Here is a 19,699-nt window from a genome sequence, read left to right on the forward strand (position 1 = left end):
ATAATGTTTTATATGGAAAATAAGGCATTGATAGCCAGAAGAGCAATAATCAGCAGCGTTATGGAGACAAACAAAAAACGCGACCTAAGTCGCGTTTCTAAATCACATCTGGCTTATAGCATAGACGCCAAAGTGTCTTCCAATTTGCGCTGATCAACTGCGAAGTTGCGAATGCCTTCTGATAATTTCTCAGTTGCCATGGCATCTTCGTTCATTGCCCAACGGAATTGCGCTTCTGTGATTGAGGCCGGTGCTGGCGTTACGTCAGTCGCTGGTAGCAATTTACGCTCTAGCTTGCCTTCATCTTTCTTCAACTCTTCCAACAAGGCTGGGCTGATGGTTAGGCGGTCACAACCAGCAAGCTGCTCGATTTCACCGATGTTACGGAAGCTGGCGCCCATCACAACGGTTTTGTAGCCGTGTTGCTTGTAGTAGTTGTAGATTTCTGTCACAGACAAGACACCAGGATCGGTTTCTGCTGTGTAGTCTTGGCCAGTTGATTTTTTGTACCAGTCAAGGATACGACCAACAAACGGTGAAATCAGGTAAACACCGGCTTCGGCACAGGCTTGTGCTTGAGCGAATGAGAACAACAAAGTCAGGTTACAGTTGATGCCTTCTTTCTCAAGCTCTTCTGCGGCCTTGATGCCTTCCCAAGTAGAAGCGGCTTTGATCAATACACGATCACGAGACACGCCCGCTTCTTCATACAGTGCGATCAATTTACGCGCTTTCGCCAAGGTAGCTTCTTTATCAAAAGACAAACGTGCGTCTACTTCCGTTGAGATGCGACCTGGTACGTATTTCAGGATTTCTGTACCAACAATCACCGCAAGCTTGTCGCCTGCGTCTAGAATTTGCTGCGCTTTATCATCGCTTTGTGTTTTTGCCCACGCCACGGCTTGCTCTAGAAAAGGCGCGTATTCAGGAATTTGAGCGGCTTTTAACATTAGGGAAGGGTTGGTTGTTGCATCTTCTGGCAAAAAGTCTTTGATTGCCGTGATGTCACCCGTGTCGGCCACAATGGTCGTGAACTCTTTTAGTTGCGATAACTTGTTGCTCATTGCTCTTATCCTTTGTGTTGATGTTGTTTGACCAATTCAATGGCCTCTAATAATACGTTAACCTGTGCGTCAGCTTTGTGACCTTTTTCCGATAGGTAGCGACGGAACTGCTTGCCGCCAGCTTGCCCTTGGAAAATACCTAAAATGTGTCGCGTCATGTGCAGCAAGCGTTCGCCTTTCGCTAACCTTGCTTCCACATAAGGAATAAAGGCCGCTAAGGCGGCAAAGCGATCACTTACCGGTGCCTCATTACCATAGATGGCTTGATCTACCTGGCTCAACAACCAAGGGTTATGGTACGCCTCACGACCCACCATGACGCCGTCTAATTTTGTGCCTTCTAATCCAGTTAAGTGTTGCTGACATTCCTCTAGGGTTTTAATGCCACCGTTAAGGATGATTTCAAGGTCTGGAAAATCGCTTTTTAACTGATGCAAATAATGATACTTGAGAGGGGGAATCTCACGATTTTCCTTCGGGCTCAAGCCTTGCAAAATGGCATTACGGGCATGGACGATAAAAGTGGTCACACCCGTTGTGGCGATGTCGCCCACAAAGTCACGCACCACACTGTAATCTTCTTGATCGTCTAAACCAATGCGATGTTTGATGGTGACAGGAATATCACAGGCATCTTGCATGGCTTTCATGGCGTCTTTGACCTTGTCAGGATGCGCCATTAAACAAGCGCCAATCAAACTGTTTTGTACCCGATCGCTCGGACAACCCACGTTTAAATTCACCTCATCATAGCCAAACTGCTCGGCCATGGCCGCGCATTGACCTAACTCTTTGGCATTTGATCCACCCAATTGCAAAGCAATAGGGTGCTCGCATTCGTCATAATGCAAAAAACGCTCTGGATGATTGCCATGTAATAAAGCCCCCGAGGTTACCATTTCCGTGTACAACAAGGTGTTCTTCGTTAAGGTGCGCGCAAACACCCGATAATCGGACGTCGTCCAATCCATCATGGGTGCAACGCAGAAGCGTCTATCCAGTGTATCCTTTGTATTCTCTGGCTTAGAAGCTATAATGTCGGTGGTTTTGTTTAGCATTTATATGGTCAATTTGGGGTGTAAATAGGCGTTTTAAGGAGTCCGGTGCTAACAAAGTGCTAAAATTATTTTTTTAGCACTGGCATCGAAATGCCTTCTTAAATACCGTTAATAAATATGATTCCCAATTATGTCATAAAATTACAGGATTGTGATATGGCTAGTTTCAGGAAGAGAAAAAAGAAAGACGGTACAGACGTTGTTTATGCCCAAATTCGGATCAAAAAACAGGGCAATGTAGTATTCAGCGAAAGTGAATCATTTGAAGGTCGTAATGCCCAGCGCGATGCTAAATTGTGGGCCGATGTTCGTGAATCTGAAATCAAGCGTAGACTAGACAGCGGCAAATCTCTTGTTCAGTTATCTGTTGCTGAAGGTATGTCGCGCTATTTGGCTGAGCATGAGAATGCACCAAACCCTCTTGGTAAAACCAAACACAATACGATGCTTCTGATGAGTAAAGAAGAAATGTTGGGCGAGGTGGTTTTATCGGATATGAAAGCCGCTGATTTACTGCTTTATTTTCGCAAGCGTTACCATGAAGATGGCGCTGCGCCTGCCACCGTTATGCAAGATGCCAGCTATATTCGCGTACTAGCCAAATATGCTCGTGTTGCATGGTCCACGCCTGTTGATCTTCAAGAAATTGATGATGCAATCGATCTTGGTACCAAAATGGGAGTGGTTGACCGATCAACTCAGCGTACACGACGACCCACTCTGGATGAGGTTAAGGCAATTTGTTCTTACAGTGGAAGAACCAAGACTGGCCGAGGCTGCAATAGTAAGCATGTCACACCATTGGAAGAGGTTGTGTTGTTCGCCATTTTTTCGACTCGGCGTTTAGGTGAAATTTGCCGAATAGAATGGGAAGACGTGAACTTTGATGAAGGCACAGTTGAAGTCAAAGACATGAAGCACCCTAGAAAGAAGAGCGTCCCGCCTTTTGTTCCAAAATCTGCGCCATTTCGCTTAACAGGACAACCACCTCTCAAATCTTCAAGCAGTAAAAAGCCCACAATCGTGGGCTTTAGTTGTTGTTTGGTCTGGTAGGAAACGAAAAAATCTTTTAGTATCAGCGAATATGTAAACGCGAAATACACTGTTAAGCTATTACTATTTAAGAATGATTATGAAAAATCTTATTTTTTTATTGACCTCATTGCTCTCTTTTACTTCACAAGCAGGTGAAGGAATTGATATTAGTAGTTTTACAGAAAGAGCGAAAGCCGAAATAATAAAATTATATCCTAAAATTATAAAAAACAACCTCGTTCTTGTTGACTTAGATGTAAACGTCAAAAGCAAAAAACTAAATGAAAGCTATTTTGAAATTAGCCTAGTAGATAAAGGATCTTTATACTCGGATGAAATATCTAAATATGCTTACGATAGATATATCGTATCATTTAACATCTTGTCAGGTGATTTAGAAGAAGTTATTCAAGGTGGCTGGGGCTCATATCAAGAAATTGAAAATAATATAATTAAATAGAGATTCAAAGAGTTAAAGTCGTCGTTCTACCCGCGAGTGAAGTCACCGACATTATCCAAGCCATCCGACTCTACCAAACCCAAATCGCCCAGCTCCGTACCCCCGACTGGGTAAACGACAACATCACCCTCGTCAAAGACTACGCCCAACGCAACTTCGTAGACTTCTAAGCCAAAAGCAACTAAAGCCCCGATATTGGCTTTAGTTGTTGTTTGGACTTGTAGGAAACGAGAAAGTCTTTTAGTATCAATGAATTTGTAAACTCGTATTAAGATGTTATACCTAGGAAATTTTTCATGCATTTATTTAAACGGATAGCATTAACAGCTTTTTGCTTATTTTGTTTAATTTTTTTTGGGTTACTAGCCTTTTCCATCTTTCAGTCAATATCCACTACATTATCAATTGAATGGAGAGAAGCTAAAGCCCATATTATTGAATCTAGCTATAAAGTTAGTAAAAGAACAAATGGGACTAGCTATTGCCCCAATATAGTGTACGAGTATCAAGTTGGTGGGTATGCCTACAAAGGTCATACTACTCACTACAAAACTACACCGTGCCTTTTATCAGAACTTGGTGCCAAAAAATTCGTAAGCGATTTCGCTAAAAGTAAAACCGTTACCATGTACTACTCAGCTAAAAATCCACGAGAGTCGGCTTTGATAGTTGAGGTTCCCTGGTGGAAGTATCTCGTTTTTATATTACTCGTGCCAGGTTGTGTAGTATTTACATTTCTAATTTACGCCTTTAACTCGAAAAGGTATAAAAAGTGAAACCTGACGGCTACCGCTATAAATTTGTGAATTTGGGGTCAGATGAAAATTAGCCCTTAACTTCGTTAATCCCAAACCAAACACCCCCAAGCCCATCCCTGATGCAATGCTGTTCACTTAAGAAAAAATCAGCATAATTAGTTAAAATCCAGTAACCATCAGGCTACTGGATTTTTTTATGTCTCTTCACCAAACTTTGCTTGAAATCGACGATCTACATCAATTGTCAGACCAAAGTACTTTTACTCAAAACATTCCTGTTGAATGGGTCGAGTCAGCTCTTACGCTCACTCAGAGTGCAACCATTCGTAGGCGGCGATTACGGTCAGATCAGGTACTTTGGTTAGTGTTAGGTATGTCACTTTTCAGAGATGAGCCTATTGCAGATGTGGCGCGACGTTTAAATATCTGTTCGCAAGGCTTGGCGAATGACTGTTTACTAGCTAAGAGCGGTATTTCTTCCGCTCGTCAGCGGTTCGGCCCCCAGCCACTTGAGTGGCTATTTCGTAAAACAGGTTATCACTGGGGAAGTGAGCGTTACCCAGCAGATGATTGGAATGGGCTACAAGTTTTCGCTGTTGATGGTGCGTTGTTCCGAACACCTGACACGCCCGAGTTACGAGAACACTTTGGGTCTGGTAACACCTCGACTAACCGTCAAACACCTTATCCTATACTAAGGTTAGTCTGTCTTATGAATACGAGATCTCACATCATGCTTGATGCCCAGATTAGCTCCTATCGCAAAGGTGAAATTCGAATGGCTGAGAACTTTGTGTCTCGTATCCCTGACCACTCTGTAACACTACTAGATAAAGGTTTTTGGGGAGCCGATCTGTTGCTCAGCATCAATCGTAATAATCACAATCACAATCACAATCACAATCGCCATTGGTTAATTCCTGCCCGTAAGGGGGGGAGGTTATGAGGAGGTCGAACAGTACAACTCACGAGATAAATTACTGCGCATGAAGGTCTCAGATCAGGCTAGAAAACGCAATTCAAGCCTACCTGAATACTGGGATGTCCGCGCTGTGACTTATAAAATTAATGAGGTTGAGAAGACGCTTTATACCTCTTTACCCTATGCGAAATTTGATACGGAAATAGTGAGTAAGCTATACCATGAACGCTGGGAAATCGAATTAGGCTTTAGAGATATCAAAAGCTCTATGAACAATAATGCTCTGACACTTAGAAGCAAGAAAGTAGAACTGATATATCAAGAGATTTGGAGTTTATTGCTGGCCTACAATGTTATAAGGCGTGAAGCTGGGCAGGCAGCCATTGCTTATCAGAAATCCCAAGTGAAATAAGCTTTAAGGCGGCATACTGCTATATTGCGAGTCAGCTCATTGTGATGGCTCAAGCATAGCCAGTATCAAAGACAGGAACTCGCTTGGCTCACCTAAGATCAGGTATTGGAGAGTTGTGTATAAACTACCGTTCTAGGCCTTCTAGACCTAGGACGGTAAAAATAGACAAGACCTGTTATCCGGTGGATCGCAACGCTGCTCCCCTTAAGTGAACAGCATTGCATCCTTCGATGGGCTTTTTCATTTCTATCCCCACCAAATGAGGTATCCCCACCAAATGAGCTATCCCATGCGCCAAATGATGCCAATTGCCGATTTTGTCGTATCATAAAACCAAGACAGAAAACCAAGACAGAAAACCAAAAAATAGCTTTAGTAATAACTGAAGGAATAATGGAAATTGTCTTAATCTTCCACCAAAGTTTGAATTGTCTGGCTAAGGTCAGCCAAGCTTTCATCCAGTTTTTGTTTCTGTTGCGCACTTAACGTAAGGTTAAGCTCGGCCATCATTTGCGCATATTGGATTTTATTTTGTACTGATATAGCGATATGTTCGGTCGTTTTGTATTGATTTGGGTCTATGATCAAGGCGCTGAGTTTGTCACTGAATGCTTCATCAGTTGAGTGCTCAAAGAGATTTTTAACAATACGTTGCAGTCTAGTTTGGTAAGCGGTTCGATACTCAAAGGTGGAGGTTAAATTTTTTATATGTGTGCGAACTATGTCTTTTTGCTCTGGGGTCAGTATGCCTAGATTGTCTTCGATTTCTTCGATGCGTTCTTCTTGACGTTCGGTCAAACGTTCTACTGGACTGCTGTTGGCGCGTCTCTCACGCCTTTCTTGGGTGTTCTTTTGCCATTCTGACAATAATTCTTCAACTTGTGCTGGTGAGAGCTGTTTGGCAAGCACGGCGAGTTCTGGTGCAATTCTTTCGCGTAAACGTTTAGCGCTTTGCTGTACTTGATCAAACACAAGCAGCCAAGCTTGTTGATCCAGCGGGCCTGATTCTAATTGTCTTCTGAGTTGATCTATTTGTTGATGGTATTTGGGTAACTCTACCGTGCGATGCCATGATTGCCATGTCTCCACACTATCATCTAACTGGGATTTTTGCTCCGCCGTTAGAGTAATGTAATCATCTAAATACCAATAGAGTAGCCAATCTAAATTGTTATAAACAAAGGACGTAGAACAAGCACTCAACAAAAAACTGAATACTATGATCAAAGACAACCTTACTTTTTTCATATCTACCTCGCCTTTTCTTTGTTCCGTCATGTCTACTACATCATCAAGCCTCAACTTAGAGCTAATGGAGCTACAATTTGTTCCCTTCATCGTGTTCCATAGTGAAAACTAGAAGGGTTTTAAGTCAAAAAAACAATCTAATAAGGCAACAATCCTTAGTTATTCCTTAAAAAGTTAAATAGTGAAACGCCAAGCTCGTTTCCAAGAGGCTTTGATAAATTGGAAAAATCGAAGGCGATGGTTCGGATGGGTATTGAGGGAAAGTACGGACAAGTCTTCTGAGCTTCAGTCTTGTCGAAGAAACGGGTAATTAGGGAAAGCAGTTTGATAGCTAAGGCCTTGTTGTGATAAGTGTGGTATGAAGAAAGTGAAAAATGTAAATGAAATTGATTTTATAATGAATTGGCTTATCTATAGATAATCAGCGGTCGTATTCGACGAACTACGAAGCGCAGCATAATTTAGGGAGTGGTGCACTTCGGAGTTGAATTCGCGTTAAATAGCTTATAATCACCTTTCAAAGCAAGCTTATAAAACAAATCTGTATTTTATTCACTCACAGATGCTTGTTTGGCAGCACCTCGGAAAAAACGCCATTCAATAGCAGCACAAAACAAAACAATATGGAATCCAACATAGAAGCAATAAACGGCTCCCGGTTCAGTTGGTGCATTGTTTGCTACACCGTTAAAACCTGTGGTTTGAGAGGATGCCGCATGGCTAATTAAAATGCTGGGGCTTAAAAACGCAGTATTAATAATATTAATACCAAAAGTTATTCCACATAAAAGTCGATTCAGAACGAAATCATCGCCATCGCCATCACAGTACATAGCATAGCGATAAATAGACCACCTACTGGTATATATGGATAATGATCCAAATATTAATGCGATCATTGAAAGAGCTTTCGTTTTGATTATTTCCTTATAGTTTGGTTTGGTAGTGATTCAATCTAGTGAAGTAACACGAGTGGATCTCCGTTCAATCTTGCCTGACCAACGGAAACATCAGATAATTTTATTTCGAAATAACTGCCTGCTTTGACAGACAAAACTCCATAAACATATGGAGTATCATTAATATAAGCAGATACCACTTTAAAAGGATAATCAACGGCTAGGTCATTGTCTATTTTGATATGGATTGAAAAATCAGTATCGCTCATACCAAGGCTATTCTTTTCAATTTTATTAATGCGATTATTTATGGATGGGGGAATGCCAATTTTCAACAGTTCTTTTTTGTTTGATATAATATTGAGGCTATCATTTGAGGCCAATTGGCTGTCATCGTCTTTGTCTAATGTAATCGGAATTGTAAAGTGCGAAAATGAATCAAATTGCTTTTGAAGGCATTCTATGTATTGTGCTTCGAAAAAAAGTTTATTGACAGTGGTTTTAGATTTTTTTACTGATTCTGATTCCAGTCTAGAGTCTTCATAAGAGGAGCAAGCTGCAACACTAACATACAGGTCACCTGTGATTTTCTTACTAGATGAACTTAACAAATCCGATAATTGTATCTCTGTTTCTACAATAGATTTACTGCCAGTCATTAAAGACAGTAGCATCACAGGAATAAATAAAGATAATAGCATCACAGGAATAATATAAAATAATTTCATAATCACCTATTTATTGCTGACTGGCTTTGTTAAGTTCATCAGCCAGTGCAAATATTTCTTCGGCTGTTTTTCCATCTAGCATTTCATTTACTTTTTCATCAACTGCATCTGCTGAGACATTACTTTCCATAGCAGAAAATCTGGCCATCATGTAGATACCAGTGACGGTTTTCTGAAACTGACTTTTGTCTTCAGGAGATAAGATTGACATTATTTCGTTTGCTGATTTTTTCATGGCTTCATTGGACGATGTATCCAGCTGTGGTTCTCCACATGCGACCAAAGAGAGCGACAAAACAAGCACTGAAATAATTTTGAAATATTTATTCACTTTTTATTCCTTTTATATTTGATTAGATCATTTAAATATGTCGAAGAAATAGAACTAAAATATTTCGTTGGGAGCAGGGCTAAAAAAGATGGGCAGATAAATCATAAAGCATTTCCGTATTTTCAAAATGAAATTTTAAAAAACATGTGGTATTCATTAATGAATGCTATAACAATCTTGTGTAGAGAATCAACAAATAATTCTATTTTTTTAAACTTTTGTTATATTTTGTTTAGTTAAGTAAACAGTGGTGAGGTGTGTTTTTTATTGGAGATACTTAGTCTTGTGCAATGTAAGTCTTGGGTGGCGAAAATCAAATAATTAGGTAAAGAAGATGGTGCATGCTGTTGTGGCTGGCTGTAGTAGTCTTAGGTATGTTGAGAAAGAATGGCGATTAAAATTCTCAATTTCATTATTGTATTAGAAGCAAGGCGTCTTTAAGATGTGAATATACCTAATTGGAAAATTAAATATGCCTTTTTGGCAATTTTAAATATACGTAATTGGCAATATATTTGCTTAAACAATGACTTAGTTGTAGTTGTAGTTGTTCATAAGGTGCCAAAGTTGTGGATGTATTTCTCGCTCAACACCAGGATGCGATGAAGCGTGCTATTAAAGAAGTAGATCAATATGATCGAGATCTGAAATCGCTGAGCACTTGGTGGGAAAAGATTGCGTTAATTGGGAAAATTAACAGCTTAGATGTTGCTTCAACCATTCTAGAGGATATGGAAACGACTCTAGAACAGTTTCATGGCTTGCAAGAAAAACTTATTGAAAGTTTGGTCAGCGAGCATGCCCGCAAGGTGATCGGTCAGAACTGGTCAAGATGTCAGGTTGCGATTGATGTTTTGATTCGTAACTTGTTCGAACGTACCGCCGACATCGGCTTTCTAGCGACCGATGACGATGTGGTACGCTACTTGAAAAAAGCCAATCTCGAGGAAGAAGATCGTTTGTTTATGCAGCAGCGATTGCAAGCCTATATTGATATTTATTCTGTTTATCACAATGCACTTTTATTAACCCCGCAAAGAGAGGTGGTGTTTGAATTAAGCCAGCCAAGTCGAACTGGCAAGGTCAATGACGCCTTTATCCAACAAGCCCTAGATAACCCTGATGATTATGTGGAGTATTTTGGTGTTTCTGAATTGATGGGGGGTCATGAAGACAATCTTTTGTACGCTAATGCTGTGGTGGACAATGGGGTTGTGATTGGTGTGATTGTGCTCAGCTTTCGTTTTCAAAATGAGTTAGAAGGCATCATCAATAACTTATTAGCGGAAGACGAAGTGAACCATTTCTTGCTCTTAAATGGTGCGGGAAATGTGCTTTTTGCGCCATTTAATTACCAAAAAGACTTGCCTGATCGCTTATCTGTTGCATTAGAACCACAATTAGTGACGGCCAATGGAAAGGAATTGGTGCAGGTTTGTGCCGAGGGTACATCTTATCAAGACTATGCAGGTCCAAAAGATTGGCTGATGAGTTCCTTGGTCTCCATTCATGAGATTGAGTCTAACACCCGAGCAACTTTGCCCAATTCCGCTGAGGAAGAAATGGCATCATCCATGGGCACAGATGCCGACATCATCACTGGGCTTGTATCGGATGACTTATTGGACATTCGAAACCGTTCCACTGCGATTAATGATGATCTTGAGTTAATCGTTTTGAATGGCATTATAACGGCGGCGCGTAAGGAAGCGGTAGAATTCATGCCAGTGCTTGAGGCCATTAAGAAAATAGGTCGCGATATAGATGGCGTGTTTGCTGACTCGATAAGTTCCTTGTTCGCTACCATTATTTCAGGTCAGTTAAATGCCATGCGTTTACAAGCCAGTTTGGCGGTAGACATTATGGACCGCAATTTGTATGAACGAGCCAATGATTGTCGTTGGTGGGGGTTGAACTCATTACTGAGATCAGAATTGTCATCAGAAACGGTCGATCGAACGCGCATTGAACACACGTTAGCGAAAATTCATTCTCTTTATACGGTATATCACACGCTTTATGTGTTTGATCAGCAAGGCCGTTATGTGGCGTTTTCGGATGATCAATATAAAGAGCGTATTGGTCAAGCCATTGAGCCGCAGTCTGCAGGACAGTCGGTATATGAGTTGGATGATATTTACGCGTATCGGGTGTCAGACTTTGTGCCATTTGATTGTTATGACCAACAAAAAACCTACATTTACAATGCCGCCATCCGTGATAGCAATGATTCGGCGAACATTGTTGGGGGGATAGGGATTGTATTTGACTCTAGTGTGGAGTTTAAAGCCATCTTGCAAGATATTCTGCCCAAGGAAAATGGTGTGGTGAAGGAGGGCAGCTTTGCCTTGTTTACAACGGAAACAGGCGAGATACTTTCTAGTACGTCAGACGCGTATGTTATTGGTCAGCACTTCATGCCAGAAATTGATGTTGCGCAGCTGAAAAGTGAAGGTGCCACGGCCTGTGCGCTAACTATCTCTGGCCACTCTTTTTTAATAGGGGCTGCTCAGTCGACAGGTTATCGTGAGTATAAACGTGATGATGGCTATCGTAATGATGTGATTGCTTGGGTCATGATGCCTTGTTAACTCTTTAAAGCGCAACCATAAAAAAGGCTGTCTGGCTCAAGTTTTTTGGGCTGGACAACCTTGATCAAATTGACGTCATGTTTGCTGAATCAATTTGGTATCAGTTTACTCCATGGAAAATTATAGCCATTTAGACCACATCCCCCAGTGGTTGGGTTGCTGTTGTCTGCTTTAGGGTAAAGCGTAAAGTTATTGGCATCGGCTGCCGTATTAGCATCATAAACCTGCTGGCAATACCAAGTATTCCCTAAATAATAGGTCCATTCAAAACGGCTAAATTTATCAGCATAGTATGGGTTTGCAGGGCTGTTTTTTGCTGTGAGATAAGCTTCTGCATTGTTAACTAACTGATAATCAAATACCGATTGACCGGCAATGATCCATTCGGTTGCCTTGATATCTTGACGGGTGTTGTAGTTATCCGTGTAGTTGCCTTCAATGTCGGGTGCTGGAAGTGAAGTGGGTTGTTGTGACGTTGAGCAGGCTGTTAGAAGCACACTGACAAGCAGGGTTGGCCAAATTGGGAGGTTCCTTTTCAAACATTGTGTTAAGTCTGTCATCTTTTAATCCTTCAAAAATGAAAATACGCCCCCTACATCTGGGGCTATTTTAATTTAGAAGGCAAAAAATAAAATTGCAAGGTCATTCTATTTTGGCTGGAATGTTTGATGAGGGTTCATTTGATTCTTCTAAGGCTTGGTTTTCTTGAATGCGTTTATAGATCTCATGTCGGTGTACGCTGATTTGACGTGGTGCTTTCACACCAATTCTCACTTGATTGCCTTGTACACCTAGTACCGTTATTTTTATATCATTACCAATGATGATGGTTTCACCTGGACGTCGAGTCACTACTAACATGGTGTAATTCCTTTTAGTTTCTTTAGATTTGTAAATTTACGTCCTATAATTTACAGTCTAAGTTGTATTTAAGTCAACCGTTATGACATTTTTATTTCTGATGAGACTCTATTTAATCAATAAGCAATCGTTTTACTTCTCGAGCGACTCCGATAATCTTATCGTCGCGGCTTAAAGAAACAGGTAAATAGTGGGTATTAAGAGGTTTTAGGTAAGATTGGCCCGCATCCATAACAAGTTGTTTAAAGGTAACATCTTGTGCCTTATGGATTTTCACCAACACAAAGCTTCCGTGAATTGGGTTCAGCTCTGGGTCTATCAATACCAGATAACCGTCTGGTATAGATAAACCAGTTTGGCTGTTCATGCTGTCACCAATAACTTTACACCAAAATGCATTGCTGCTAGAGGTTTCGGGCGCTTCGATGAAGTGTTTGGCAATGGATAATGGCTCTTCTAGGTCATCGGTATGGATAAGTTGAGCGGCTTCAAGTAATGGTCGTTTAATGCTCTTTTGGTAGTGTTTTGTGGCTTCGCGAATCTTGTTTTGCTGTCCATTTAAGAGCCAATCAGCCTCGCAGTTTAAAGCCTTAGCGAGATTGAGTAATTTTCGTGGATTTTGGGTACGACCATCTTCTATTTTCTGTAAGGACTGTTGTGTAATACCGACACGACTTGCTAACTCAACTTGAGTTAGTCCCAATTCAATTCGTTTGTCCTTGACACGTTTTGAAATACTCATAAATAGGATGATTACAACTTTATCTGTATTTGACAAACAATAAAAACTGTTTTTAGATACAACAAAGGTTGTAAATAAGGAGGTTATATGTCAGCCATTGCAAAAGCTGTTGCTATCGTTGGAAGTCAAACTGCATTGGCCAAGCAGTTAGGGGTAAATCAATCCCATGTTTGGAATTGGATGCATTTGCATCACAGGTGCCCCGCAAAATACATCCGACAAACATCCCTTGCGACCAATGGTGAAGTGACGGAAGTGGATTTGTTGATGGATCATGAAGTGCAAAAAAAATAGCAAAACAAAAACGCCTTTCGTTCCTTAATCATGAAGGAGGAAAGGCGTATTGGCCATCATGGCCTGTTGTTTACCGTCACCTGAATGGGGGTCAGATGACGATCTTGTTAGCTGTCGCTCGGTTGCTCTCCCGGCGGTATTGGTGCTTTTACCGGCAGTTCGTTGTCGTCATGGTTGATGCTAGAGAGAGGGCGAATGCGACCGTTATCGCGGTAAAAACCAATGTCCTTTAGATAATGGTCGTCTAAATGACGAAATATTTGGTTGGTACGACGAGCTTCAAAGTAATCTTTAGCGGCGTTAAATAGGGCAATAATACTCATAAGTTTCTCCAAATAGAAAATTTAAAGCGGAACTTACGAGGATTTAAAAGAGGTGACCGCGTAAATTCCGCGGTCAATGATGCAATTACACAGACATTGAACGCGTACAGATAGAGGTTGATCGCACTTGTTTAATACAAGTCGTCGCCATAGGAGAAGTTTGGTGATTATTCAGATAGAATTGTGTCATCTTGCTTCTCCTTTTCTCTGTTTAGTCCAATGATGTAATTGTGCTCGTTGAGCTTCTTTATTGAGCCTGATTATTTTCTTTATGTCAAACACTTATATGCAAATAACAAAAATTTAATTTTTGGTTTGACGCCCTTTGTTTTGTCATTTTGCTGTACAATGCGCGCGGTTTTCCATCTTATTGTTTGAGAAGTAATTATGGCAATTAAAGCAACGGTTTATAAAGCGTCCGTTCAGGTGTCGGACATGGACAGACATCACTACCAAGGTTATGACGTCACTTTGGCATTGCATCCATCGGAAACGGAGGAGCGTATGATGGTGCGTTTAGCCGCTTTTGCTCTGTTGGCGGATGAAAAAGTAGGGGATGAGCAGCTGAGTTTTACGAAAGGACTTAGCACGGAAGAAGAACCCGATTTGTGGCAGAAGAATTTCTCAGATGAGATTTTGTTGTGGGTGGAATTGGGCCAGCCTGATGAAAAACGTTTGCGTAAAGCCTGCGGTCGCGCTCAGCAAGTGGTGGTGGTGAATTACAACGACAAAGCCGATATTTGGTGGCAGCAGAATAAAGGCAAAAACAGTCGTTTTGATAATTTGCGCGTCTTGCATTTTCCAGGACATCAGGTGGTGGAATTAGCCAACATTTGTGCGCGCTCAATGCAACTGAATGTAACCATTCAAGACAGCGAGATGTGGGTGTCTGGGGAGTTGGGCGAGGTGGCACTTTCTCCAACATGGCGTGGCGAATAAGCCACTTCTTTCATTCTGTCTCATTTTTTGAGCCGTTATCAATAGTGAGATATGGTCAGGTAACGAGTACGAATAGGTGCGATAGGCGACTTGACCTTATTAGACAGTGGTTTGCTAAGTGGATAGATGGCATAACCCCCTAGGGTCGCTAGGGAAGGTACGAACAAGTCTGCTTATTACGGCAACCTGATCCTGCCTTGCTCTTATCTTAATATGCCATTTTTGACGTCAATCTTTTTCGCTATCAACTGATATCCTAAAAAATAAACCAGTACATTTGCTCATCTTAAAAATAATCATAAATAAATAGCTATACTTTTTATGGTACTTCGGTGCTTTTCAGTGAGTCTAATTCACCTTGTATGAGCCAACATAAAAAGGACAGTTTATGAGCGATTCTCTTCTAGCACTCATCGCATTTTCTCCGATTTTAGTGGCGGCATTATTGCTTGTTGGCTTTAATTGGCCTGCTAAAAAAGCCATGCCAATCCCACTTTTATTAACCATTGCTATTGCCATTTTGTTTTGGGATATGTCTGTTACTCGCGTGTTAGCTTCTCTGGTACAAGGTCTAGGTATCACGGTGGCAGTTCTCTGGATAGTATTTGGCGCGATATTTTTATTGAACACACTAAAGCATACGGGCGCGATTAGAATCATACGCAATGGGTTCACGAATATTTCGCCTGATCGACGAGTACAGGCCATTATTATCGCTTGGTGCTTTGGTTCTTTTATTGAAGGCGCATCAGGCTTCGGAACGACTGCAGCGGTCGCAGCGCCTTTGTTGGTGGCCATTGGCTTTCCAGCGTTAGCTGCTGTGGTGATGGGGATGATGATTCAATCCACCCCCGTCTCTTTTGGTGCAGTGGGCACGCCTATTTTGGTCGGAGTTAGCAAAGGTCTCGATACTCATAAAATCTCTGAGTCATTGTTAAACAATGGGTCGACTTGGGATGTTTATTTACAGCAGATTACTTCCAATGTGGCCATTATTCATGCCGTCGTAGGGACATTGATGCCACTGCTCATGGTCATCATGCTGACACGCTTTTTTGGTAAAAATAAAAGCTGGAGAGAAGGCTTAACTATTCTTCCCTTTGCGCTTTTTGCTGGCGTGGCGTTTACTGTGCCTTATGCTCTTACGGGGGTATTTCTCGGGCCAGAGTTTCCTTCTCTGGTGGGTGGGCTGATTGGACTGGCATTGGTGGTTACTGCGGCTAAAAAAGGCTTTTTAGTGCCAAACTCTAGTTGGGACTTTCAACCTGAAAAAGCGTGGCCAAGCGAGTGGCTGGGGTCATTAAAAATGAATTTGGACGATAATGACGACAACAACAAGGGTAAGTCAATGGGCTTGATCACCGCTTGGTTTCCTTACCTTTTATTAGCTGGGATGCTTGTTGCAAGTCGCGTTAATGCAGACTTTAAAGCTTTATTACTCTCCGTCAATATCGCTGTTAAAGACCTATTTGGCGAAACGGGCATTGAAGTTTCATTTGCTCCTCTTTATTTACCAGGTGGTGTGTTGGTTTTCTCTGCTTTGTTGGCAGTTTTACTTCAAACTCGTTCGATCATGCCTTTAACCAAGGCGTTAGGAGAATCAACAAAGACTCTGATCGGAGCGGGATTTGTTTTAATTTTTACCATTCCTATGGTTCGAATTTTTATTAACTCTGGGGTAAATCAAGCGGACTTGGCAAGTATGCCAGTGATGACGGCCAATATCGTGTCAGATTTCATGGGGCATGTTTTTCCAGCATTTAGTGCTGCGATAGGCGCACTAGGGGCTTTTATTGCGGGATCAAATACGATATCCAATATGATGTTTAGTCAGTTTCAATTTGAAGTTGCTCAAACACTTGAAGTATCAAGTGCACTGGTTATTTCGTTGCAAGCGGTAGGCGCAGCCGCTGGTAATATGATTGCAATACACAATGTGGTTGCCGCTTCGGCGACAGTCGGTTTATTGGGGCTAGAAGGTACGATACTTCGTAAAACAGCCATCCCCACTTTTTATTACTTATTTCTAACCGGCTTAGTGGGCATGATCTGTCTATACGGGCTTCATGTCACTGACGCTTTGATGTAAGCATACAATAATTCGGCTAGAAGCAATTTTCGGCTAAACACCATTTAAGATTTTTTTCGCGAGAGTTACTGATGAATATTTTTAAATCAAGTTATCTTTTGCGAGCTTTATCCTAGAGGGTGATTGCAAACGACAAGGACTCTCTAGGATGGGCCAATGTGGACTTTGTTCCGTTACTTTAGTGATTGGTTGTGTTTAAGGTGCGTTGAAATAGCGCAATGGCTTTGGTGTAAAACTCCAACGCCAGCGCAGGGTCGTAGCGATCACCTTCATCCCGCATAAAGGCGTGTTGTCCATTCACTTCATACCAAGTAAATAAACGATCAGTCGCCATCAACTGCTGATAAATTTTCTGCCGTCCTTCGCTTGGCACATGGGGGTCTTGTTTGCCCCAAACCATAACCAATTCCCCTTGGATTTCCCCAGTGCGAGTAAAGGAGTCATTGTCAGGCTGACAAGGAATGGTATTGGAGTGAATGTCGGTGGCATAGAGACAAAATGCCGCTTGAATGCGAGGGTTTAATGCGGCGCGATAGGCTAGGTGACCGCCTAAACAGACCCCCATGCTGCCAAATTGACCGTTACAATAATCTTGCTGGGCAAAGTAGTCTAACATGGCCACCGTATCAGAATCGTGAGACTCCAATGGCTTGGTAAATTTATCCGAATTGCCTTTGTCTTTGCCTTCATCGTCGTAACCTAGCACCGTACCGATAGGGTTCAGTTCATGGAATACTTCTGGAACAATCACAGTGAAGCCATGTCCCGCCATGATGGCGGCTGAGCGAGCAATGGGGGCGGTTTGTTGGAAAATTTCAGAATAAAAAATGATACAAGGGTAACGGCCTTCCGCTGTTGGACGGAACACAGTGCAGCGCATGGTGCCGGTTGGCGTGGTAATATCTTGATCGTGACGTTGAATAATCATCTTGGTCCTTATCGGATGTGTTGCTTTATTACATGATAAGCGAGTCTAAGAGTGTGGGCTAGAAGGAAAATGAGCCAGTGCGAATTTTATTAATCAGTGCGTATGAGGCAAGCAGTCATAAAGCCTGGGCAAAGACGCTGATGGCGGCGATGCCGGAACACACTTGGCAATACTTGTCGCTACCGGCAAGGCACTTTGCTTGGCGCCTTCGTGGGAACGCCATGAGTTTTGCTTTTGATCCCAAATTCAAAGACGCATTGCAGAGATCTTATGATCTGGTGATCGCCACCTCCATGACCGATTGTGTTGGACTAAAAGCCTTTTGCCCTGATCTGCAAAATCTGCCTTGGATCTTATATTTTCATGAGAACCAATTTGCTTACCCTGAAAATGATCAGCAGCAGGGGCTAGTGGAAATGCAAATGGTCACCTTATACAGTGCGTTGGCGGCTGATAAATGCGTGTTTAATAGTGAATTTAATCGTACTAGCTTTTTTCAGGGCGCACAGGCGTTATTAAAGAAGTTGCCTGACTATGTTTCGCCCGACTGGCTCAATGCCACCCAAGCAAGTTCACACGTTATTCCTGTGCCTTTGTCCTTACCCTTAGCGGAGCAATGGCCACCCAGAAGAGTAAAGTCTGCAAAACAAGGCAAACTCAAGCTGGTGTGGGCTGCTCGCTGGGAGTTTGACAAGGGGCCAGAGCGTCTGTTGGCCATCTTACGAGAATTAAAACAACGTAGACTGGGGTTTGAGATGGCGATAATGGGCGAACAATTTCGCCATTACCCAGCAGTGTTCGATCAGATACAGAGCGAGTTTGCTGATCAAATTACTCAGTTTGGCTTTGCCGAAAGCCGACAAGAGTACTTGTCTAGATTGCGTGCAGCAGATGTTTTTATCTCCACGGCCTTGCACGAGTTTCAAGGTTTGTCGGTGCTGGAAGCCGTTGCTATGGGCTGTTTGCCACTCTTACCACAACGCCAAGTTTATCCAGAATTGTTTGATGATGTGTTTCTCTATCCAAGTGTATTGGACGATGAAGTAATTGAGGCGAAAGGGGCAGTGGATTGTCTTTTACAAATGCCGGAGCAAGACAGGCTTGCTCCGAGCATAAGGGAATATTCAGCTGAACATCTCATTAAAAGCTATCGGGGCTTAATTGAAGAGGTGGTTTAATCGCTGTTTGAGTAAAACAGACCTCAATTGAGGTCTGCTTCTATGGCAGCAATCAATGTTTCATTGCTGGGGTCCACATCTGGAGCAAAACGCTGGATGTCACCATGTTTGCTGATGAGGAATTTTTCGAAATTCCATACTACTTCAGGGGCTTGGGTTGGCTCAATCTGATGCTCTTTAAGCATATTTTCCATGTTTTCACGATTGGGTGTAATAGGAACCGCTTGAGTGAGATCTTGATACAAAGGGTGAGTTTCGGCCCCTGTTACGACAATCTTACTGAACATGGGAAAGCTAACATCATAGGTTAGGCTACAAAATTCTTGAATCTCGGCGTCTGTGCCGGGCTCTTGGCCAGCAAAATCATTGGCTGGAAAACCTAAAATTACCAAGCCTTGTGCTTGGTATTTTTTATAAAGGGCTTCTAATCCTTCATATTGTGGGGTCAAACCACATTTTGATGCCACGTTCACTAGGAGTAAGGTTTTGCCTTCGTAATCAGAAAGGTTAATCGCATCCCCTTTAATGGTTTTTACAACATGATTTAAGACTGTGGTCATTTTGCTCTCCTTAATGTTTTGAATAACAATAGGTACTTTCCTTTTGTACATAGCATAAGCAATAAACACAAGACAATTACGAAAAGAATGCAATTCGCTATATTTTATCTTTAACTTGATGAGCTCAGTTCAATGCATTTGCCTTGCATGGCTTGGGCATCTTCTCGATCATGCGTGACGAGTAGGGCTGGAATGTTAAAATGACGAACTTCTTCAAGGACGAATTTACGCACATCACGTCGCAAAGCCGGATCGAGTTTGCTAAAGGGTTCGTCCAAT

At 42.0% G+C, this 19,699-nt stretch carries 22 protein-coding genes and 1 pseudogene; 9 read left to right on the forward strand and 14 right to left on the reverse strand.

Annotation, left to right across the window (positions count from 1 at the left end; translation table 11 throughout):
• Positions 1–113: 113 nt before the first annotated feature.
• Both tal and dusA read right to left on the reverse strand, forming a co-directional pair.
• Positions 114–1,064: a transaldolase gene (gene tal / locus ACXAH2_RS08715; protein WP_475077927.1), complete on the reverse strand. Its 951-nt coding sequence runs from the start codon at positions 1,062–1,064 to the stop codon at positions 114–116.
• Between the two features lie 5 nt (positions 1,065–1,069).
• Positions 1,070–2,122 carry a tRNA dihydrouridine(20/20a) synthase DusA gene (gene dusA, locus ACXAH2_RS08720; RefSeq protein ID WP_475077928.1) on the reverse strand — a complete coding sequence of 351 codons (1,053 nt, stop codon included), beginning with the start codon at positions 2,120–2,122 and terminating at the stop codon, positions 1,070–1,072.
• 156 nt (positions 2,123–2,278) lie between these two features.
• Between dusA and ACXAH2_RS08725 the strand changes: the two genes are divergently transcribed.
• Both ACXAH2_RS08725 and ACXAH2_RS08730 read left to right on the forward strand, forming a co-directional pair.
• Positions 2,279–3,175, forward strand: a complete 897-nt coding sequence (locus ACXAH2_RS08725) for a hypothetical protein (protein ID WP_475077929.1) — start codon at positions 2,279–2,281, stop codon at positions 3,173–3,175.
• Between the two features lie 79 nt (positions 3,176–3,254).
• Positions 3,255–3,617 (forward strand): hypothetical protein, encoded by a 363-nt coding sequence (locus tag ACXAH2_RS08730; protein WP_475077930.1) that lies wholly within the window; start codon positions 3,255–3,257, stop codon positions 3,615–3,617.
• Between the two features lie 26 nt (positions 3,618–3,643).
• Here ACXAH2_RS08730 and ACXAH2_RS08735 read toward each other — a convergent pair whose 3' ends face one another.
• On the reverse strand, positions 3,644–3,766 hold the full coding sequence (locus tag ACXAH2_RS08735) for a hypothetical protein (RefSeq protein ID WP_475077932.1): 123 nt from the start codon (positions 3,764–3,766) through the stop codon (positions 3,644–3,646).
• 147 nt (positions 3,767–3,913) lie between these two features.
• On the opposite strand from ACXAH2_RS08735, the gene ACXAH2_RS08740 reads away from it, so the two are divergent.
• A complete protein-coding gene (locus ACXAH2_RS08740; RefSeq protein WP_475077933.1) occupies positions 3,914–4,393 on the forward strand; it encodes a DUF3592 domain-containing protein in 480 nt (159 codons plus the stop codon).
• 178 nt (positions 4,394–4,571) lie between these two features.
• Positions 4,572–5,921: pseudogene (locus ACXAH2_RS08745) on the forward strand (IS4 family transposase).
• A 193-nt stretch (positions 5,922–6,114) separates the two neighbouring features.
• On the opposite strand, the gene ACXAH2_RS08750 reads toward ACXAH2_RS08745, so the two are convergent.
• From ACXAH2_RS08750 to ACXAH2_RS08765, 4 genes are all read right to left on the reverse strand, one after another.
• Positions 6,115–6,957 carry a DUF6279 family lipoprotein gene (locus ACXAH2_RS08750; RefSeq protein ID WP_475077934.1) on the reverse strand — a complete coding sequence of 281 codons (843 nt, stop codon included), beginning with the start codon at positions 6,955–6,957 and terminating at the stop codon, positions 6,115–6,117.
• Positions 6,958–7,505: 548 nt separating this feature from the next.
• Positions 7,506–7,856, reverse strand: coding sequence for a hypothetical protein (locus ACXAH2_RS08755; protein ID WP_475077936.1), 351 nt, complete (start codon positions 7,854–7,856; stop codon positions 7,506–7,508).
• Between the two features lie 56 nt (positions 7,857–7,912).
• Positions 7,913–8,584 (reverse strand): DUF7424 family protein, encoded by a 672-nt coding sequence (locus ACXAH2_RS08760; RefSeq protein ID WP_475077938.1) that lies wholly within the window; start codon positions 8,582–8,584, stop codon positions 7,913–7,915.
• Between the two features lie 10 nt (positions 8,585–8,594).
• A complete protein-coding gene (locus ACXAH2_RS08765) occupies positions 8,595–8,915 on the reverse strand; it encodes a DUF6694 family lipoprotein (protein ID WP_475077939.1) in 321 nt (106 codons plus the stop codon).
• A gap of 569 nt (positions 8,916–9,484) precedes the next feature.
• On the opposite strand from ACXAH2_RS08765, the gene ACXAH2_RS08770 reads away from it, so the two are divergent.
• A complete protein-coding gene (locus ACXAH2_RS08770) occupies positions 9,485–11,506 on the forward strand; it encodes a hypothetical protein (protein ID WP_475077941.1) in 2,022 nt (673 codons plus the stop codon).
• 89 nt (positions 11,507–11,595) lie between these two features.
• Here the strand turns inward: ACXAH2_RS08770 and ACXAH2_RS08775 are convergent, their stop codons facing one another.
• From ACXAH2_RS08775 to ACXAH2_RS08785, 3 genes are all read right to left on the reverse strand, one after another.
• Positions 11,596–12,066, reverse strand: a complete 471-nt coding sequence (locus ACXAH2_RS08775; protein WP_475077942.1) for a hypothetical protein — start codon at positions 12,064–12,066, stop codon at positions 11,596–11,598.
• 82 nt (positions 12,067–12,148) lie between these two features.
• Positions 12,149–12,367 (reverse strand): carbon storage regulator CsrA, encoded by a 219-nt coding sequence (csrA, locus tag ACXAH2_RS08780; RefSeq protein WP_475077944.1) that lies wholly within the window; start codon positions 12,365–12,367, stop codon positions 12,149–12,151.
• Positions 12,368–12,479: 112 nt separating this feature from the next.
• Complete coding sequence (locus ACXAH2_RS08785) at positions 12,480–13,109, reverse strand: LexA family protein (RefSeq protein WP_475077946.1); 630 nt, start codon at positions 13,107–13,109, stop codon at positions 12,480–12,482.
• Positions 13,110–13,196: 87 nt separating this feature from the next.
• Here ACXAH2_RS08785 and ACXAH2_RS08790 point away from each other — a divergent pair, with 87 nt between their 5' ends.
• Positions 13,197–13,403 carry a YdaS family helix-turn-helix protein gene (locus tag ACXAH2_RS08790; RefSeq protein WP_475077947.1) on the forward strand — a complete coding sequence of 69 codons (207 nt, stop codon included), beginning with the start codon at positions 13,197–13,199 and terminating at the stop codon, positions 13,401–13,403.
• 107 nt (positions 13,404–13,510) lie between these two features.
• On the opposite strand, the gene ACXAH2_RS08795 is transcribed toward ACXAH2_RS08790, so the two are convergent.
• A complete protein-coding gene (locus tag ACXAH2_RS08795; protein WP_475077949.1) occupies positions 13,511–13,726 on the reverse strand; it encodes a hypothetical protein in 216 nt (71 codons plus the stop codon).
• A gap of 387 nt (positions 13,727–14,113) precedes the next feature.
• Between ACXAH2_RS08795 and ACXAH2_RS08800 the strand changes: the two genes are divergently transcribed.
• Both ACXAH2_RS08800 and ACXAH2_RS08805 read left to right on the forward strand, forming a co-directional pair.
• The gene (locus tag ACXAH2_RS08800; protein ID WP_475077950.1) at positions 14,114–14,665 is read left to right on the forward strand and encodes a YaeQ family protein; all 552 of its coding nucleotides are present in this window, start codon (positions 14,114–14,116) and stop codon (positions 14,663–14,665) included.
• A 388-nt stretch (positions 14,666–15,053) separates the two neighbouring features.
• Positions 15,054–16,754: an L-lactate permease gene (locus tag ACXAH2_RS08805; protein ID WP_475077951.1), complete on the forward strand. Its 1,701-nt coding sequence runs from the start codon at positions 15,054–15,056 to the stop codon at positions 16,752–16,754.
• Positions 16,755–16,932: 178 nt separating this feature from the next.
• Here ACXAH2_RS08805 and ACXAH2_RS08810 read toward each other — a convergent pair whose 3' ends face one another.
• Positions 16,933–17,682, reverse strand: coding sequence for a dienelactone hydrolase family protein (locus tag ACXAH2_RS08810; protein WP_475077952.1), 750 nt, complete (start codon positions 17,680–17,682; stop codon positions 16,933–16,935).
• Positions 17,683–17,759: 77 nt separating this feature from the next.
• Here ACXAH2_RS08810 and ACXAH2_RS08815 point away from each other — a divergent pair, with 77 nt between their 5' ends.
• Positions 17,760–18,860: a tRNA-queuosine alpha-mannosyltransferase domain-containing protein gene (locus ACXAH2_RS08815; protein ID WP_475077953.1), complete on the forward strand. Its 1,101-nt coding sequence runs from the start codon at positions 17,760–17,762 to the stop codon at positions 18,858–18,860.
• Between the two features lie 23 nt (positions 18,861–18,883).
• Here ACXAH2_RS08815 and ACXAH2_RS08820 read toward each other — a convergent pair whose 3' ends face one another.
• Complete coding sequence (locus ACXAH2_RS08820) at positions 18,884–19,420, reverse strand: glutathione peroxidase (protein ID WP_475077955.1); 537 nt, start codon at positions 19,418–19,420, stop codon at positions 18,884–18,886.
• Positions 19,421–19,530: 110 nt separating this feature from the next.
• Complete coding sequence (locus ACXAH2_RS08825; RefSeq protein WP_475077956.1) at positions 19,531–19,698, reverse strand: hypothetical protein; 168 nt, start codon at positions 19,696–19,698, stop codon at positions 19,531–19,533.
• Position 19,699: the final 1 nt, after the last annotated feature.

The sequence above is a fragment of the Marinomonas sp. ABL3_031 genome (assembly GCF_056161265.1).

Coding starts and splice junctions, on each gene's coding strand:
- tal (WP_475077927.1), bottom strand. CDS start 1,064: ATGAGCAACAAGTTATCGCAACTAAAAGAGTTCACGACCATTGTGGCC.
- dusA (WP_475077928.1), bottom strand. CDS start 2,122: ATGCTAAACAAAACCACCGACATTATAGCTTCTAAGCCAGAGAATACA.
- ACXAH2_RS08725 (WP_475077929.1), top strand. CDS start 2,279: ATGGCTAGTTTCAGGAAGAGAAAAAAGAAAGACGGTACAGACGTTGTT.
- ACXAH2_RS08730 (WP_475077930.1), top strand. CDS start 3,255: ATGAAAAATCTTATTTTTTTATTGACCTCATTGCTCTCTTTTACTTCA.
- ACXAH2_RS08740 (WP_475077933.1), top strand. CDS start 3,914: ATGCATTTATTTAAACGGATAGCATTAACAGCTTTTTGCTTATTTTGT.
- ACXAH2_RS08750 (WP_475077934.1), bottom strand. CDS start 6,957: ATGAAAAAAGTAAGGTTGTCTTTGATCATAGTATTCAGTTTTTTGTTG.
- ACXAH2_RS08755 (WP_475077936.1), bottom strand. CDS start 7,856: ATGATCGCATTAATATTTGGATCATTATCCATATATACCAGTAGGTGG.
- ACXAH2_RS08760 (WP_475077938.1), bottom strand. CDS start 8,584: ATGAAATTATTTTATATTATTCCTGTGATGCTATTATCTTTATTTATT.
- ACXAH2_RS08775 (WP_475077942.1), bottom strand. CDS start 12,066: ATGACAGACTTAACACAATGTTTGAAAAGGAACCTCCCAATTTGGCCA.
- csrA (WP_475077944.1), bottom strand. CDS start 12,367: ATGTTAGTAGTGACTCGACGTCCAGGTGAAACCATCATCATTGGTAAT.
- ACXAH2_RS08785 (WP_475077946.1), bottom strand. CDS start 13,109: ATGAGTATTTCAAAACGTGTCAAGGACAAACGAATTGAATTGGGACTA.
- ACXAH2_RS08790 (WP_475077947.1), top strand. CDS start 13,197: ATGTCAGCCATTGCAAAAGCTGTTGCTATCGTTGGAAGTCAAACTGCA.
- ACXAH2_RS08795 (WP_475077949.1), bottom strand. CDS start 13,726: ATGAGTATTATTGCCCTATTTAACGCCGCTAAAGATTACTTTGAAGCT.
- ACXAH2_RS08800 (WP_475077950.1), top strand. CDS start 14,114: ATGGCAATTAAAGCAACGGTTTATAAAGCGTCCGTTCAGGTGTCGGAC.
- ACXAH2_RS08805 (WP_475077951.1), top strand. CDS start 15,054: ATGAGCGATTCTCTTCTAGCACTCATCGCATTTTCTCCGATTTTAGTG.
- ACXAH2_RS08810 (WP_475077952.1), bottom strand. CDS start 17,682: ATGATTATTCAACGTCACGATCAAGATATTACCACGCCAACCGGCACC.
- ACXAH2_RS08820 (WP_475077955.1), bottom strand. CDS start 19,420: ATGACCACAGTCTTAAATCATGTTGTAAAAACCATTAAAGGGGATGCG.